Origin of the sequence: Butyrivibrio sp. INlla14 (assembly GCF_900102515.1) — a bacterium.
Taxonomy (GTDB): Bacteria; Bacillota; Clostridia; order Lachnospirales; family Lachnospiraceae; genus Butyrivibrio.
Map to the genome: position 1 here is coordinate 16,975 of NZ_FMVS01000035.1, position 16,832 is coordinate 33,806.

Annotated in this window: 13 protein-coding genes; 12 read left to right on the plus strand and 1 reads right to left on the minus strand. The window is 42.5% G+C overall.

Annotated elements, in window-relative coordinates:
• Positions 1-93 precede the first annotated feature (93 nt).
• The 10 genes from BLO53_RS16980 (at position 94) to BLO53_RS17020 (ending at position 10,666) form a co-directional block, all read left to right on the plus strand.
• Positions 94-1,470 carry a bifunctional folylpolyglutamate synthase/dihydrofolate synthase gene (locus tag BLO53_RS16980; RefSeq protein ID WP_092064325.1) on the plus strand — a complete coding sequence of 459 codons (1,377 nt, stop codon included), beginning with the start codon at positions 94-96 and terminating at the stop codon, positions 1,468-1,470.
• Positions 1,471-1,544: 74 nt separating this feature from the next.
• The gene (locus BLO53_RS19335; RefSeq protein ID WP_013281541.1) at positions 1,545-1,709 is read left to right on the plus strand and encodes a hypothetical protein; all 165 of its coding nucleotides are present in this window, start codon (positions 1,545-1,547) and stop codon (positions 1,707-1,709) included.
• Between the two features lie 2 nt (positions 1,710-1,711).
• The gene (locus BLO53_RS16985; protein WP_092064328.1) at positions 1,712-3,130 is read left to right on the plus strand and encodes a tetratricopeptide repeat protein; all 1,419 of its coding nucleotides are present in this window, start codon (positions 1,712-1,714) and stop codon (positions 3,128-3,130) included.
• A 146-nt stretch (positions 3,131-3,276) separates the two neighbouring features.
• A complete protein-coding gene (locus BLO53_RS16990) occupies positions 3,277-4,677 on the plus strand; it encodes an MBOAT family O-acyltransferase (RefSeq protein WP_176757339.1) in 1,401 nt (466 codons plus the stop codon).
• A gap of 62 nt (positions 4,678-4,739) precedes the next feature.
• On the plus strand, positions 4,740-5,777 hold the full coding sequence (locus BLO53_RS16995; RefSeq protein WP_092064334.1) for a GDSL-type esterase/lipase family protein: 1,038 nt from the start codon (positions 4,740-4,742) through the stop codon (positions 5,775-5,777).
• A gap of 106 nt (positions 5,778-5,883) precedes the next feature.
• Positions 5,884-6,123 carry a hypothetical protein gene (locus BLO53_RS17000; protein ID WP_026490380.1) on the plus strand — a complete coding sequence of 80 codons (240 nt, stop codon included), beginning with the start codon at positions 5,884-5,886 and terminating at the stop codon, positions 6,121-6,123.
• A gap of 83 nt (positions 6,124-6,206) precedes the next feature.
• Entirely contained in the window at positions 6,207-6,584 is a 378-nt protein-coding gene (locus BLO53_RS17005) for a RidA family protein (RefSeq protein WP_092064337.1), read from the plus strand.
• A gap of 13 nt (positions 6,585-6,597) precedes the next feature.
• Positions 6,598-7,647, plus strand: a complete 1,050-nt coding sequence (locus BLO53_RS17010; RefSeq protein WP_092064340.1) for a tetratricopeptide repeat protein — start codon at positions 6,598-6,600, stop codon at positions 7,645-7,647.
• A gap of 34 nt (positions 7,648-7,681) precedes the next feature.
• On the plus strand, positions 7,682-8,473 hold the full coding sequence (locus BLO53_RS17015) for a carbohydrate-binding protein (RefSeq protein WP_092064345.1): 792 nt from the start codon (positions 7,682-7,684) through the stop codon (positions 8,471-8,473).
• Between the two features lie 93 nt (positions 8,474-8,566).
• Positions 8,567-10,666, plus strand: coding sequence for a heparinase II/III domain-containing protein (locus BLO53_RS17020; protein WP_092064348.1), 2,100 nt, complete (start codon positions 8,567-8,569; stop codon positions 10,664-10,666).
• Between the two features lie 10 nt (positions 10,667-10,676).
• Here the strand turns inward: BLO53_RS17020 and BLO53_RS17025 are convergent, their stop codons facing one another.
• On the minus strand, positions 10,677-13,241 hold the full coding sequence (locus BLO53_RS17025) for a bifunctional diguanylate cyclase/phosphodiesterase (RefSeq protein ID WP_092064351.1): 2,565 nt from the start codon (positions 13,239-13,241) through the stop codon (positions 10,677-10,679).
• Positions 13,242-13,454: 213 nt separating this feature from the next.
• Here BLO53_RS17025 and BLO53_RS17030 point away from each other — a divergent pair, with 213 nt between their 5' ends.
• A complete protein-coding gene (locus tag BLO53_RS17030) occupies positions 13,455-14,636 on the plus strand; it encodes a glycoside hydrolase family 88 protein (RefSeq protein WP_092064354.1) in 1,182 nt (393 codons plus the stop codon).
• A 17-nt stretch (positions 14,637-14,653) separates the two neighbouring features.
• Positions 14,654-16,777 carry a DUF2264 domain-containing protein gene (locus BLO53_RS17035; RefSeq protein WP_092064357.1) on the plus strand — a complete coding sequence of 708 codons (2,124 nt, stop codon included), beginning with the start codon at positions 14,654-14,656 and terminating at the stop codon, positions 16,775-16,777.
• Positions 16,778-16,832: the final 55 nt, after the last annotated feature.

Below are 16,832 nucleotides of genomic sequence, written 5' to 3' on the forward strand. Positions count from 1 at the left end.
CCATAAAAGGGTAACAACTTGTAAAAAGAGCCGGATATTTATACTTGGTTTTGGGAAGAGAAAAAAGATTTTAGAAGAAACAGCGTAGTTGGGATGGAAAAAATAATTTCAGAAGAAGTAAATAAGATAATAAATATAGTGGATGGCGGTAGACAGCTCACACTTAGAGAATGTGAGGAGTTCCTCAACTCTATACCGAGCTTTACAACCAAGCACACTATTGAAGATACAAGAGATTTCCTTAAGTTCCTGGGAAATCCAGAAGAGAATATGAAGATCATCCATGTGGCAGGTACCAACGGCAAAGGTTCGGTATGCTGCTACATTTCATCTGTTCTGATGAAGGCAGGCTATGAAGTTGGAATGTTCACCTCTCCTCATCTTGTGAAGATCACAGAGCGGTTTCAGGTTGATGGCAAGCAGATAAGTGATGGACTCTTTGCGGAGATATTTGTGGAATTACTCCGTAGGATCATGGAGTATTCTGGTGACTACTTCCCTACATACTTTGAATTCCTCTTTTTTATGGCTATGCTTCTTTATGATGTGTACCCGGTTGACTACCTTGTACTTGAGACAGGACTTGGCGGAAGACTTGATGCCACAAACTCAGTGGAGAAGCCTCTTTTATCAGTTATAACCGAAATTGGATACGACCACATGCAGTATCTTGGAAATACTCTTGAGGAGATTGCAGGTGAGAAGGCAGGCATCATCAAAAAGGGAGTGCCTGTAGTTCTTTTTGATAAGAGAAAAGAAACTACGGAAGTCATAAAGAAAAAGGCTCTTGAAATAGATACAAGAACAATCATTGTAGAGAACAGAAATATAGAAGATATAAGGTGTTTGGAGGATGACAACGGCAACAAACACATTGCTTTTTCACTAAATAGCTTATATGATAAATATGTCGACTTAGAGCTCTGTACCAGAGCTGTTTATCAGACAGAAAATGCCGCAATCGCGGTGGCTGCCCTTGAAGTTTTAAGAGATCAGGGGGCAGACATTTCTGAACTTGATATAAGAGAAGGCTTGCTTAGTGCCAAGTGGGAAGGCAGAATGGAAGAGGTTCGTCCTGGTGTTTTTGTGGATGGAGCCCATAATATAGATGGCATTTCTGCATTTCTTAACTCCAGTAGTGAGATAGGCTGCGATGGCAGAAAACTCATGCTCTTTGGAATAGTAGATGACAAACAGTATCGGGATATCATTGCAAGGATACTTGAGAGTCGTCAGTTTGACAGCATTTTTGTATCAGTACTTGAGACTTCAAGGTCAGTGTCTGTTTCAGATTTAAAAGCTGCCTTTGAGGATACCAAGGAAGAACTAGGAATAATTGGGGTTCCGGTCAAGTATTATAGCAATGTGCGTGATGCGATCACTGATATCATCACTGTGAGAAAGTCAGGAGATATGGTTTTTGCTGCAGGATCTTTATATCTTGCAGGCCAGATAAAAGAGATGCTGTGACAATAATTAAAATGTTGTAAATGCAGTAATCATGGTATTATTTAATATAGAGAATTACATCTGAGGGGAAAAAGATGATAAATTTTGAAGAGGAACTGAAAAAATTCAGGCCGAGTCTCGAGATTGAAGATGCAGAGGACATCATCTATAACCAGGATCTTGACGATATGTCAGATGTTTTGGTCAAGCTTTTAAAGGAAGCTAAGGGTGATTTTGACAATCAGAAGAGGACTAAGTAACAATGAAGTGCTATCGTTGCGGGGCTGAACTTGATAAAAAAAGCGATGTTTGCCCAGGATGCGGAACAAATGTCGTTACATACAAAAAGATAGTTAGTCTTTCAAACAAGTTCTACAATGAGGGCTTGGAGAAAGCTAGTGTAAGGGATATGACTGGGGCTATCAGTGCTCTCAGACAGAGCCTTAAACTTGATAAGAACAATATTGATGCCAGAAACCTTCTCGGCCTTATTTACTATGAGACTGGAGAAGTAGTTGCTGCGCTTTCTGAATGGGTTATCAGCAAGAATCTTAAGGCTGAGGACAATCTTGCAGACAAGTACATGGACTTTGTCCGCAATAGTCCATCACAGCTAGAGACAATCAACCAGACAATCAAGAAATTTAATATAGCTCTGAATTACTGCCATCAGGATGGACTTGATCTGGCAGTTATTCAGCTTAAAAAGGTGCTTTCATTAAATCCCGGATTTATAAAGGCACATCTTTTGCTTGCCCTTTTATACCTTAAGGGTGGCAACTATGACAGGGCCAAGATAGAGGCTCAGAAGGCACTCAAGATAGATACAGGAAATGTTATGGCTAAGCGCTATCTCAAGGAAGCTGATTCTATGCTCCTTCCGGGAGAGAGTGGCAAGCTTGTTTCTGATATTGCTTCATCAGATAGTGATGATGTTATCAGATATAATAGTGGCAATGAGATGATCATTCAGCCTGTTAAAAAGTCAGCTATAACCAGAACTGGCTCTATTTGGGGGATTGTCCTTGGCGCAGTTTTGGGACTTGCTGCGGCTTGTTTTTTGATATTGCCACAGCGTATTCAGAGCATTAATAGTGCCAACCAGAGTAAGATTACTGAGATAAGCGAGGAGTCTGATGCTAAGTCTGCACAGATAGGCCAGTACGAGCAGCAGATAAAAAATCTCGAGAGTCAGATCACTGATCTTCAGACCAAGGTTACAGATTACGAGGGCGTTGATTCTACATCAGCTGCCATGAACAGCCTTATGAAGGCTACCAATATTTATCTCACTGATCCATCAGATATAGACTCCATGGCTGAGGCTATGGCTGGCCTTGATCTGAATGCAATAAGTGACGATGTTTCACCAGAGTTTACAACTCTCTACGATTCCCTCATGTCTCTTGTGGGACCCAAGCTTGCTACTTCTTATTACAATGCAGGGTATGAGGCATATAAGGGCGCAGATTATGAAACTGCCATAAAGAGTCTGTCTAAGGCTTATCAGTACGATAATACCAACGTAAACACCTTGTATTATCTTGGAAACTCTTATTATGAGAGTGGCGACAAGGATAATGCCAAGACTATTTATGGAGAAGTGATTGAAAATTTCCCTGGCACTCAGAGTGCCCAGGCCGCTCAGACCAAACTTGCTGAGATCAATAATGCTGGCTGAGAGCGGAAGTTCCTTGTTTTAAGATATATAGAAAGATAATAATAATGATTAATTTTTCAGACTTGACCTTTATTTTCAGGTTTTTACCTGTGTTTATAGTGGCGTTTTATTTAACACCCTGCAAATACAGAAAGGTGACTCTCCTTTTGGGAAGTCTTTTGTTCTATGCAGTTGGTGATCTTAAAATGTTCCCGGTACTGTTGGGAGCAGTTATCATAAACTTCTTATTTAGCAGAGCTTTAAAGGGCGGCGGTAGTAAGTTCCTCCTTGGCTTTGCTATTTGTCTTGATGTCCTTATGCTGGTTGAGTTTAAGCTCCTTGGTCAGTTTGTGGATAGCACTCTTATTCCTATTGGAGTCAGCTTTTTCACCTTCAAGATGATATCGTTCCAGATTGACAATTATAGAGGCAAGGTTTCGGCAGATGCAGGCTTTGTGGATGTAGCTGCCTATTTTACTATGTTCCCTCAGATTGTATCCGGACCCATCATGAGATATGAGGACTATGCCAAGAATCCATTTCTTGTGAGAAACTCAGCTGATGCAGAAGAAAACTTTGCTCAGGAACAAACTCAGGATCAGCAGTCAGAAACTTCAGTAGATAATGAGGGAAAAGAAAAAGATGAAATCCTTGACCTTGATACCAAGGAAGGAATGGATAAGCTTGAAAATAAGCATGAGATCTTTTCCAAAATATTTAGTCACATTGAGGATGGCCTTAGATTCTTTGTACTAGGCCTGGGGCTTAAGGTGCTTCTTGCAGATCACCTTGCAATGCTGTGGAATGATATTGGAACTATAGGATATGAGAGCATTTCAACACCACTGGCATGGCTTGGAGCAGTTTGTTACTCAATGCAGCTTTACTTTGATTTCTGGGGATATTCTCTTATGGCTGCCGGAATTGGCGTGATGCTGGGATTTCCTTTTATAACAAACTTTGATCAGCCCTACTCATCTAAAAATGTATCTGAGTTTTACAGAAGATGGCACGCAACGCTTGGCTCCTGGTTTAGAGATTACATATATTTCCCAATGGGAGGCAGCAGAAAAGGAAGCTTTAGAACAGTCCTTAATCTTCTGACAGTTTGGCTCATAACCGGCTTTTGGCATGGAGTTACTTTAAACTTTATTATCTGGGGACTTTCAATTTTCGTAATCATCCTCTGCGAGCGCTTTATTCTTTCAAAGTGTCCAAAGTTTATAAACGCTATCTTTGGCAGAATCAACGTTTTAGTGCTGATCCCACTTACCTGGGTAGTGTTTGCTATATCAAACGGTAATATGCTCCTTGACTACTTTAAGAGACTTTTCCCATTCTGGGGAGAAGGCGTTTCTGTCAATCAGGGGGATTTTATAAAAAATATTGAGATTTACGGAATTATCCTTGGCTTTGGCCTGGTTCTCCTGATTCCGCAGGTTTATAGATTCTTTGAAAAACATAGGAAAAATCCGGTATTTACTATCGGATTACTGGTACTGTTCTGGGCATGTATATATAGCTTGTCCAATGCGGCTGGCAATCCCTTTATGTATTTCAAATTCTGATTTTTGTCAGAAAAAAGAATTTACAAATGTTTTGTGTAAAGTTGATATGAAAGTGTGAATAGATGAAGTTACTGAAAACTTGCCCAATCCTTATAGGAATTGTGGTAGTGACAATAGCATTAACGGCTGCCTCCTACGCTTTAGAGGACACCACTTATGCTGAGTATAAAGATGAGGTGGATCCAGCAAACCTTCCTCATTTTGTGCTGGTATTCAAGGGGCTTACTGATGGGATATACCCATGGAGCAATCTGGGAGATCAATACCTTGCAGATGCAGGAAATATGGACGGTGCTGATAACCAGAATCCAGATGGAGCTTCCGCTTTAGGAAGTGGCGATGGTGCTGATGCAACGCAAATTGTTGATGGTGAATCTGCTACAGCTGGCGATAAGACTGCGATGATTGATATATCTGGAAACAGCATCTCAGGGAACAGTATTTCCGGAAACAGCATCTCAGGAAACTCAGTTTCCGGTAATGATGCTGACAGGACTTATGAGTTCCAGCCTGTAGATGAAGACTATTTTACGGATGCTCTTTTCATAGGAGATTCCAGAACTGTTGGTCTTTCTGAATACTGCGAACCTCTGGATTCAAGAGCAACCTTCTATGCCAAGGTTTCTCTTACAATCTACGGCGTTATGGATAAAGATTTCATAAAAGATGGAGAATCCAAGACGTCTATTGCCAAGGCTCTTTCAGAGAGACAGTTCGGCAAGATCTACATTATGCTGGGGCTTAACGAGATTGGTACAGGAACACCCGAGTCCTTTGCAGAGGAATATGGAAAAGTTATCGCAAGGATACGCGAGCTTCAGCCGGATGCCATAATCTATATTCAGGGCATCATGCATGTTACAGCCAATAAGAGCGACCATGACAAGTACTTTACAAATGACAATATAAATAAGCGAAATGAAGCACTTTCTCTTTTGGCGGACAATAAGACTGTGTTCTACATGGACATGAACGAAGCCGTTGACGATGAGAATGGTAACTTGTTAAAAGAGCTGTCTTTTGATGACGTTCATTTAAAGGCATCATCCTACGAGAGATGGTATCAGTTCCTCCTTGGACATGGAATTGTCAGGGACTGATTCCGGATAAAATGTGTAAATTTGCAGGATAAATAGTTACTGCAAAAGGTTACAAAGAATCAATGATTTCAAATATAATTAGTGTTAGAATTGAAGGTGATTTTAAGTGGCAAGAGAGATGACTTTTAAGATGGAAAGACCAGGACTTCTCAAGGAAGGAGACAAGGTTACAGTTACAGAGGGTGTTCTTCCCAGTAACTACTACTATACCATTGACCCATCCCTTGCTATGTCAGGAAATTACCCTTTCAGGGAGAGAATGCTCGAGAGAGAGGGAGTAGTTACAAAGGTAGAGGAAAATGCTCGTGGATTCTACGTTACTGCGGTATTTGGGCAGGACACTTGATGAGTACTGAGAGAATATAGCGTGGTAATAAGGGTTTAGGAGAATCCAAGGGGAAATAATTACATCATCAGGAGGGAAACACAATGGAGTACATTTCAACAAAATCAGCACCAGCAGCAATCGGACCTTATTCACAAGCTATCAAGGCAGGAGATTTTCTTTATGCTTCAGGACAGATTCCAATCAACCCTGAAAGTGGAGAAATTGAAGATATAACAATTGCAGATCAGGCAGACAGAGTCTGCAGAAATATTGGCGAAATCTTAAGAGCAGCAGGCACAGACTACGAGCATGTTGTAAAGACAACCTGCTTCCTTGCTGAGATGGCTGACTTCGGAGCCTTCAATGCAATTTATGAAAAGTATTTTGTAGGCAAGCCAGCAAGAAGCTGCGTAGCAGTTAAACAGCTTCCAAGAGACGTGCTCTGTGAGGTTGAGGTCGTTGCTTATTTAGGAAACTAAAAGGTAACAGGGTATGAAGAAAAAAGTTGTTGTGGCTATTATGACTGCCTCTTTGATGATGGCGGGCTGCGGGAGCCTTGCCGGCAGACATAATATCGATTCGGGTTTTGCGTATATAGAAAATCATGATTATAATAGCGCTCTCGAGAGCTTTGAAGCTGCAGAGGCCAAGGAAGAGGACCAATGCCTGATCCACAGAGGACGAGGCATTATTTACCTTGAAACCGGGGATTATGAAAAGGCAGCTGAGGAACTTTTGGCATCTCTTGCCGCAGATGAGGGAATTGTTGATGACATGGACTTTGACACCAACTTTTACCTTGCTGAGGCCTATTACCGTCTTGGAGAGTACAACAAGGCTAAAGAAGTCTACGACGCAATTCTGGGCCTTCGAAAAGGGGACAGTAATGCCTATTATCTAAGAGGCGTGTGCGAACTTGCTTCTGGCAATCATGACGCTGCCTATTCAGATTTTTCCAAGGCTATTTCACTAAACTCCAAGGACTATTCTAAGATCATATTGATCTACAAATCCCTTGCTGAGTATGGCTATGATGAGGAAGCAAGGAACATACTGCAGACAGCCCTTGATAATGGCAGCTCCTTTATGTCCAATTATGAGAAGGGGCAGATGTCCTACTATCTTGGCAATAATGCAGATGCTCAAAACTTCCTGGAGGCAGCCAGAAACGAGCGCGACCAGGAAAAAGAGCCAGTAGTTCTTTTGCTGGGACAGACTGGGGAAAAACAGGGCGATTACAACTACGCCATGAGCGTTTATAAGACATACCTTGCGGAGAATCCGGCTAGTGCAGTTGTTTATAATCAGCTTGGAATGTGTCAGATAAAGCAGGGGGACTACAATGGAGCGATTTCTTCATTTGAGTCAGGTATCGCAGTTGACGATAAGGGCATGAACCAGGCTCTTAGACTCAATGAGATAACTGCTTATGAGTATCTTGGCGAGTTCGCAATGGCCAAGTCTCTCATGGAGACTTACCTTGCTGATTATCCGGATGACGACAAGGCACTAAGAGAGAACGTTTTTCTTTCAACAAGATAAAAGAGCTAAATTCTTAGCATATATTGGAGAGGGTATGAAAATAGAAGTATATAATGAGTGGGACCACGTCAACAAGGCAGAGGCTTCTGCCAGTGACAACCTGGTCCTTACTTGGGATGGAGAATACAGAAAAGGGGATATCATAGAGTTTTCCGGCATGACTGCGGGAAACTACTACGTAGTCAAGGTGGATGCTGCCATTGACCCATCCCTGGTACTTATAGAGCAGGAATCAGTTACCTTTCCTGTTCCTTTTTATGAGAAAAAGACAAGCTACAATCCCCTGGCTTTTTTTGGAAACAGACACTACATCTCTATCAGAAAAGCCAAGGACTACGAGGTTTACAGCTATAGAAACCTTGCATTAAATCCCTTTGACCAGCATGAGGTCTCAGGAGTATATCCTCACGCCAGTGCCAATGTGGAGACAAGAGGCGAAGCGGTCTTTGCAGCGAGAAACGCAATTGACGGCTGTATAGCTACTTCTTCCCATGGCGAGTGGCCCTATGAATCCTGGGGCATAAACAGACAGGATGATGCTGAGTTTACCCTGGACTTTGGTACGGAAGTTGATTTTGACAGGATCGAACTCTATACAAGAGCAGATTTTCCTCATGATAACTACTGGACAGAAGCTATGTTTACCTTCTCTGACGGAACAAGTCAGAAAGTAACAATGGACAAGAAATCCGCGGAGCCTCATGTCTTCGAAATCAAAAAAGAAGGCATCAGATGGCTCAAACTCGGAAATCTCATTAAAGCAGATGATCCAAGTCCATTTCCTGCATTAACTCAAATTGAAGTGTATGGAACGGTTCGTAATTGAAATGTAATATTTTAGTTGCTGGCCAGTATTTATGCCCGCTCATAGAACTGGCTAGCAGCGGAAATACGTAAAGGTATGAATAGAGGAGATTATATGGCAGGGCAGCGCAGTCATTTGACGAGAGATTATTTGAAGGAAATCTTTGGGGCAGGGAATTATGACAGATACCCTGATATCTCTGACAGGAAGGCCTGGGATGGCCTTTCTGAGGATCTAAAAAATAAACTGATAAAGGCTGGGGAAGAGGCTGGGGAGGAGCCTTGGACGCAGCTTTTGATTTCTGACTTTCTGGAATTTAGTAAATCTGGCAACAGGGTCCGTTTCGAGGATCAGTATTTTCCAAGGAGAAGAAAACTAAATAAGCTTGTAATGGCAGAGTGCGTCGAGAACAAGGGACGATTCATTGATGATATTCTGGACGGACTATACCTGATTTTGGAAGAGACCACCTGGTGCCTGCCTCCTCACACTAGCTATGAAAGAGATGGCAGACAGGAGACCCTTCCAGATGTATCAAGACAGATCATAGATCTTTTTCAGGCTGAGAGCGGAGCAGAGATAGCCTTTACGGAATATCTGCTGCGTCCAGCCTTTGAGAAGGTGAGCCCTCATATCAGCATATATGTTAACGATAGGCTTGATGAGAGAATCTTTAAGCCTTATCTTGGACAGTTTTTCTGGTGGATGGGAGACGGCGAGCAGACTATGTGCAACTGGACGCCTTGGATTGTCCAGAACATCCTTATCTGCGCTCTTACAAGGACAGAAGGTTACTTTGAAAAGAGAAACCTCAAGACAGAGGATGGAAATGCAGCCAGCCTTAGGACTTTTCTTGAAAAAGCTGCTGTTTCTGTGGATTATTTCCTTGATGAGTATGGCACAGATGGAGGCTGCAACGAGGGAGCACAGTATTATTCACATGCAGGACTATGCCTTTTTGGGTGTCTGGAGCTTATTGATGGGGCAACCACCGTCAGAGACGCATTGAAATATGCAGAAGTTGACAGAGACGGACAGGTTCTTGTCCATGCCAATACACATAGCTTCTCAGAGATTTTTTCCGAGGAGAAAATCCGCAACATAGCAAACTTCATTGTGAAGATGTATGTTGGAAAGGGCTATTATGTAAACTTTGCTGATTGCAGTCCCCTTGCAGGAAGAAGGTCGGCAAGAGAGTTCCTATTTGGAAAAAGATGTGGTGACGAAGTCCTTGCAAGCTTTGCTGCCGCTGACTTTAGAGATAGCTCAGATGATGAGAAGCTACTTAGCAGCGAGATAAATCTCTTTTACCATGTTATGCAGGCCTTTGCCTATGACGAAATGATGGATTATCCAGTAAGTTCAGGACTTCCGGAGGATTCCTGGTTTGATAGCATGGGGCTTATGGTTGCAAGAGATAAGATTTATACTCTGGCTGCCAAGGCTGGAAATAATGGAGACAGTCACAATCATAATGACGTTGGCTCTTTTACCATCTACAAAAACGGAAGGCCCTTCTTAATAGACCTGGGTGTTGGAACTTATACTAAAAAGACCTTCTCAGATAGCCGCTACGAGCTCTGGACCATGCAGTCTCAGTTCCACAATCTGCCAACATTCCTGGACTTTGCGGCTACGAGTGCCCAAAATGGAGGCACAAGTAGCGCAGATAGTATTGCAGATACGCTTGGCATGGATTCTGCTGCAGACGTACGCAACCCGCAGATCATCATGCAAAGAGATGGCGCAAAGTTTGCTGCATCAGATGTTTCCTGTATTTTGTGCACCAATAATACTGCAGAAGATAAAAAAGCCGTCAGTTCCCTTAAAATGGACATTTCAGGGGCCTATGGAACATCCAACTTTATTTACACAAGGGAAGTATCCCTTGTAAAGGGAGAAGGCGTAACCGTAAAAGATACCTATAATGGCGGATTACCCTTTGCTCTTAGCCTTATGACCTATGAGAAACCGAAGATTATGCCATCTTCAATAGAAACTTCCGAAGCAAAAGAAAGGATCACCAACATTTCTGTGGGTGATCTTGGAAATATCACTGTTAAAGGCCCTGTAACTAAGGCACTTATAAAGGAATATGAGATAGCTGATGAAAGGCTTTCTCTAGCATGGCATCACAATGTGTATAGGACATTACTAGTCTGTGATAGTGAAGGTGGCAGTGCAGAGTGCGATCTTGATATAAAGTTTGAATAAAACAGATGTACTAGGCCTTAAGAGCCTTTTTGTTTTCATACATTTGAGCATCAGCCCGTTCAAAGACTCTGGCTACACTTTCGTCGCTATCAAACTTTGATGCTCCAGCGGCAATTACCACATCTCCATCCTTTTTTCGCTGCAGATTTGAAACGTGGAACTCCTGCATGATGGAATCGATGTTTTTGTAATCACTACCCTGGATAACAACGGCAAATTCATCGCCGCCAATTCTAAATACCGGGCTGTGTTTAAAGGTGTTACAGATGATGGCACAGCCATCCTTTATATATTTATCTCCAGCCTGGTGACCGTAGATATCGTTAACCTGCTTTAAACCGTTTATATCAAAGACAGCAACTGCAAAGGCTGTCTTTTTCTTTTGAGAAATCTGAGCATCCATCTTGTGCTCCACATCCGCGTAGGCATGCTTGTTCTTGACGCCTGTAAGCTCATCAATGCTGGCCTTGTTTTCTACTGCAAAGATGTGCTGTTCATATTCCTTTTCTTTCCTTACTCGCTCGTCTATATTAACGATACCAAAAATAAGCTTTTCCTTGCCGTCTTCTACTAGAATAACGGCACGGGTGTTTACATAGATAGCCTTTCCTTGCATTTTGAGTCTGTGCTGGTTTTCAAATACGCCCTGAGAACGAATTTTGTCCAAAATCTTTTCTTTAGAAAAAGCAGTTAAGAATGAGTCAACGTCCTCTGAATAAATACCATAAGGAATCCTTTCAATAACTTTGTTAAAAAAGTCTCCTCCCTCAGGTGGAAGATCCATATCTGACGTAATGTTTGACGGACTATACTTGACATAGTCTGAGGTTTCAAGATCAACAGTATAAATATATATGAGTTCACCCATAAGAGCGCCAATACGTGAGTAAATAATGTTCTGCTCCTTGGCAAGGCTAATGGCATCTCTTGCTTTCATCTCATCATCTACATTTCTGGTTCCAACGATGATATAGTTGCCGTTTCCGCGGACTTCCACAGCCTTTACGCTAACATAGATAATATCATCACCCTGATGAATTTTTGTAACAACAGAGAAAACGCCATGTTTGGCAATTTCCTGTGTTATTCTTTCTTTTGTGAAGGCTTCAAGAAGTGCTGGCTTGTCCTCGTCTGTGACAGGGAAATCAAAGGCGCCTCTGGCCAGATTGAAATAATCTGTACCATGCTGAACTACAGTCATATCATGATTATCACCGTTTGTAGCGTATTCAGTGAATTCATCGGTATCCATATTTACAAAATACAGATTCAGATAGTCTGAGGAAAGAGCCCTTGCTATGTAGTTAAAGTTCAGGCTGTCATCTTCGTCGGTGTCGCTGACAGAGAGAATGACCATAGCAATTGCTGCTTCTTCGGTGACTGGATTTACTGCAATTCTCCTTATAAAAAGCTGCACATTACAGCCATCTGCAAAGCGGTCGTCTGTTATAAGGCGTTTACCGTCCCGGGCGCACTGCCTCATGCAGTTAAAAGAGTAGTAGCCAGGCCCTGGTGTTATAGAGTCATAGTCATATTCGATAATATCGCTATAGGGGTTAAGCCTTGTCTTTATGAACTTTTTATAACTGTAATTTGTTCTTACATACTTTGCCTTGGTCTTGGAAAAAGATAAAATGGCCATAGGCATAGTGTCGAAGTAGTTATCCAGCGAATCGTCATCGTTTCTGGATATTGAAAGGTCATAGAGATTAACCTTTCCTAGTTGCTCAAAGTAGTCGGATTCATCTGGATTTTCAAAGCTGATCGGAATTCCTTTTTCACTTCTTTTTAAGATATCTGCAAGAGACAATGGCTTTGTGTAAAAGAAGCCCTGAAGCTTTGTACAGCCAATCTCGGTTAAAAAATCCGCCTGCTCTTTAGTCTCTACGCCTTCTGCAACGGTATCCATACCAAGTGACATTGCAGTCTTTATAAGCTCTGTAAGAATTATTCGGCCGCTTACGCTAGCCTCTTTGTCGATAATAGTATCTACAAAGGCTTTATCAATTTTAAGAAGGTTAAACTTAATTTTTAAAAGGATAAGAAGTGAAGAGTAGCCGCTTCCGTAATTGTCCATCCAGACTTTTATGCCGGCTTTCTGGAATCGCTCAACTATACCTTTAAAGAAATCCACATCAGAATCTATGGTCTTTTCTGAGAGCTCCACAGATAGTTTACCCCTTGAAAGACCAGATCTATCTATCCTGTCAATGATTTCCTGAACCATATCGCATGAATAGAAATCGGACCTGCCAAGATTAACGGATTCCGGAACGACAAAAATACCGTGCTCGTCCTGTCCTTTCATCTTGCTAAGGACTCTTTCTACCATATAAAGATCAAGCTTGTAGGTGAGATTCTCTCTTTCCAGAACTGGAATAAAATCATTAGGAACGAAGATACCAAGTTCAGGGTCTTCCCATCTTGCAAAGGCTTCTTCATCAGAAATAAAGCCACTTGCCGCGCGGATAAGAGGATGATGGTACGCTTTTATCCAGCCTTCGTCTATGGCTCTGTCCAGATTATATAGGAAATACTGCTCGAATTCCTGCTTGTTAGTAAAGGTGTTGTTCAAGTAGTGACCTCCGAATGTATCCAGGCCTTTGTAAAACGATTTACCGTTACTATTTTATCATGAATCGGGGGGGTAAAACACTGTAACCAGATTTCTTATATTTTTTTAATAAAAAATTAAAAAAATTCGGGGAAACCATACTAATTACTTGGAAAAGATAGTAGTATTTATAGATGTACAAATGGAAACTTTTATTTCGGGGGTAAAGGCAAAATGATCAGTACAGAAGACAAAAAATGGGTGGATGGAGCACTGTCCCAAATTGCAGTCAAGATGGAGACTGTAGCAGAGCGCAATGCGGGCAAGATCCCATATACCACTGATGAAAATGGAAGATTTGATGACAGATCTTCTGATAAGGATATCTGCTGGTGGACAAACGGCTTTTGGGGCGGCGAGATGTGGCAGCTCTACAAGCTTACAGGAAAAGAGCTGTTTAGAAATGAAGCGATTGGCACAGAAAACAAGATGGACCGTGCCTTTATGAACTATAACGGAATGGACCACGATGCAGGCTTTAGGTGGCTTCCAACATCTGTTGTCAGATACAAGATGGAGCATAACGAAGAGTCCAAAAACAGAGGACTTTTGGCAGCAGCAAGCCTTGCAGGCCGCTTTAACTTAAATGGCAACTTTATACGCGCTTGGAACGACTGGGGAGACGATAGAGATACCACTGGCTGGGCTATCATTGACTGCATGATGAATCTGCCTCTTTTATACTGGGCTTCTAATGAACTTAAGGACCCCAGGTTTAAGGCGATAGCCGTGGCCCATGCTGATACAGCTATGAAGAGCTTTATTAGAGAGGATGGCTCAGTAAGGCATATTGTGGGTTTTGACCCTGAATCAGGAGCTTTCCTTAGAGATTACGCGGGACAGGGCTACGCAGAAGGCTCATCCTGGACAAGAGGCCAGAGCTGGGCTCTTTACGGTTTTGTTCTTAGTTACAAATATACAGGGGAAAAGAGATATCTTGAAACTGCAATGAAGGTAGCTGACTATGTACTGTCTGAGCTTGACAGCAAGTTCCCTGAGTACCTGGTTCCTGTAGATTATAGGCAGCCAGCTGACCCTTATTACGAGGATTCTACAGCTTCTGCTATTACAGCCAGCGGACTTATAGAGCTTGCAGGGCTTTTAGGTGGCTTGGAAGAGGCTGGAGAGGAAAATGTATACAAAGAGAAGGCTGACATATACCAGGCAGCAGCTATAAAACTTCTTAAAACTCTTCATGAAAAGCGCTGCGACTACACTACAGACAAGGATAATATAGTGGAAAAGTGTACAGCGGCTTACCACGATGCAAGGCATGAATTTGCCATAAATTATGGTGACTATTACTACATCGAGGCTCTTATGAAGCTCTCAGGTGATGCGCTGGAAATATTCTAGGAAGGTGGGGAATAGAAATGGTTTTTAAGCCTAAACATACAGATTTTGAACTTAGCCCCTACACAGGGCTTGACCGCCAGAGCTGGATTGAGGCAGCAGAGTACCTTTTGGGCGGAATATTTGGAAATATAAAGGATATGGAAGATCCTGTTGTTATGCCAAGATACGAGACGGAGGTTACTTATCCTTCAAAGGATGCTCCGATGTGGCGCAAAAAGGCAGAAGTATTTGAAGGTCTTTGCAGATCTTTTTTCATATCTGCACCACTTATCCACATTGAGCCGGACCTTGTGTTAAACGGCATAAACGTCCGTGACTATTATAAAAAGCAGGTCCTCTATGCAGTGACTCCCGGAGCTGACAATTACGTATTAAATTATTCAGATATGAGGGCTCTTGATAAGAGCAACAACCCCACAGCCTGTTATCAGCAGACTGTAGAGACTGCAGCTCTCGTTATCTGCCTGTGGCTCTGCCATGAAGAAATTTGGGATACCTACACCAAAGAGGAAAAGGACAGAATTGCAGCATTTTTAACTGACTTTGCCCATTCCAATACTGTTCCGCAGAACTGGCGTCTCTTTAACATGCTGGATATGGCCTTTCTATATATGAATGGCTATCCAATCGATGAGGATATCATGCGAGACCACGCCCAGAACATCCTTCACTACTATGTTGGAGATGGCTGGTACAGGGATGGTCAGTCCTTTGACTACTACTCCTGCTGGGCTTTCAACATGTATACCGCTATCTGGAACAATTGGTATGGTTATGAAAAAGAGCCTTATATTGCCCGGAAATTCGAGGAAAATTCAAATAAGCTAATGGAAACCTATCCGGATTTCTTTGACAAGGACGGCTTTACTAATATGTGGGGTAGAAGTGGCATCTACAGAAACGCAGCCACCAGCTCTTTTGACGGAAACCTTCTTATGAAGAATCCCACTATTGACCCGGGCCTTGCAAGGCGCATCTGCTCTGGATCCCTTTTGCAGTTCCTTCAAAGAGATGACTTTTTGTGGAATGGGGTTCCTACCCTGGGCTTTTACGGCCCCTTTATCCCTCTGGTTCAGGGCTATTCCTGTGCAGAGTCTCCAATGTGGCTTGCAAAGGCTCTTTTGTGCCTGCATCTTCCCAAGGATCACCCCTTCTGGACGGCAAAAGAAAACAATGGCACCTGGGAGAAACTGGGAGAGCGTGAAACAAAGGTCACAACCCTTGACGGACCGGCTCTTTGCTTTGCCAACCACGGAGCAAATGGCATAACAGAGCTGCGCACCGGCAAGATGGTAAAAAATAAGTCAGATATCCACGGCATTTGGAACTACGGAAAGCTTGTGTTTAACTCTAAGTTTCCATGGGAGTCTGCACCTCATGGAGAAACTTTCTGCGTTGGTGCTGATGGAGAGCTTGCTCCTGATGCTGGCAATATGCAGATAGAGTCCCAGCAGTATGTTCTATGCTATCTTGGTGAGGAAAATAAGGCTGATGGCTCATCTGAGGCGCCTTCAATCACTCCAAACGCCACATTCTGGCATGGGGAAAAGGAAAATGTCCTCTATCGCCGCCAGTTTTGGGAGTATGAGACTCAGACAGAGACTCACTGGCGCACAGCAATTGATCTGGCGGACTTTGTAGTTCCTTACGGAATCATAAGGGCTGACAAGATCAGAATGTTCAGAAGGCCCATTAGCATTACTCTTGGTTCTTTTGGCTTTCCTGATAACGGAACAGAAATTACAGTCAGGGAAAAAGACGGCTACAAGGCAGTGATACTAAAGGGGCACGACCACACTGGTAAGGACAAGCAGATTGCCTTCACTATCATGGATGGCTGGAGCGATATTAAGCTTATCAAGAGCTGCGATACCAATCCAGATAGCAAGAATTCGATAGTTCTTTTTGCGGAGACCAGGAGAAATAAGCAGTACGGCTATGAACCATATTTTCTAATCTCACAGACAATTACCAAAGAGGAACTTACTGACTTTACAGAGGATGAGCTGTTCCCGGTAAAAGAGATACTTTATACCGATCCTCAGAAGTGCGGCGGCTATGGCCCTGTGACAATTGTATTAAAGAATGGGGATAAGAAAGTCATTGATTTCTACGGAATAGAAGCGAAATTACTATTGTGATTTCTTTCTTTGAAAAATGGAAATCATTGTGATAGAATCTTGAGATATATATGAT

Bases quoted from the DNA above. Each gene is read 5' to 3' on its own strand.
- BLO53_RS16980 (WP_092064325.1), top strand. From the start codon at position 94: ATGGAAAAAATAATTTCAGAAGAAGTAAATAAGATAATAAATATAGTG.
- BLO53_RS17035 (WP_092064357.1), top strand. From the start codon at position 14,654: ATGGTTTTTAAGCCTAAACATACAGATTTTGAACTTAGCCCCTACACA.
- BLO53_RS17030 (WP_092064354.1), top strand. From the start codon at position 13,455: ATGATCAGTACAGAAGACAAAAAATGGGTGGATGGAGCACTGTCCCAA.
- BLO53_RS19335 (WP_013281541.1), top strand. From the start codon at position 1,545: ATGATAAATTTTGAAGAGGAACTGAAAAAATTCAGGCCGAGTCTCGAG.
- BLO53_RS16985 (WP_092064328.1), top strand. From the start codon at position 1,712: ATGAAGTGCTATCGTTGCGGGGCTGAACTTGATAAAAAAAGCGATGTT.
- BLO53_RS17005 (WP_092064337.1), top strand. From the start codon at position 6,207: ATGGAGTACATTTCAACAAAATCAGCACCAGCAGCAATCGGACCTTAT.
- BLO53_RS16995 (WP_092064334.1), top strand. From the start codon at position 4,740: ATGAAGTTACTGAAAACTTGCCCAATCCTTATAGGAATTGTGGTAGTG.
- BLO53_RS17015 (WP_092064345.1), top strand. From the start codon at position 7,682: ATGAAAATAGAAGTATATAATGAGTGGGACCACGTCAACAAGGCAGAG.
- BLO53_RS17020 (WP_092064348.1), top strand. From the start codon at position 8,567: ATGGCAGGGCAGCGCAGTCATTTGACGAGAGATTATTTGAAGGAAATC.
- BLO53_RS17010 (WP_092064340.1), top strand. From the start codon at position 6,598: ATGAAGAAAAAAGTTGTTGTGGCTATTATGACTGCCTCTTTGATGATG.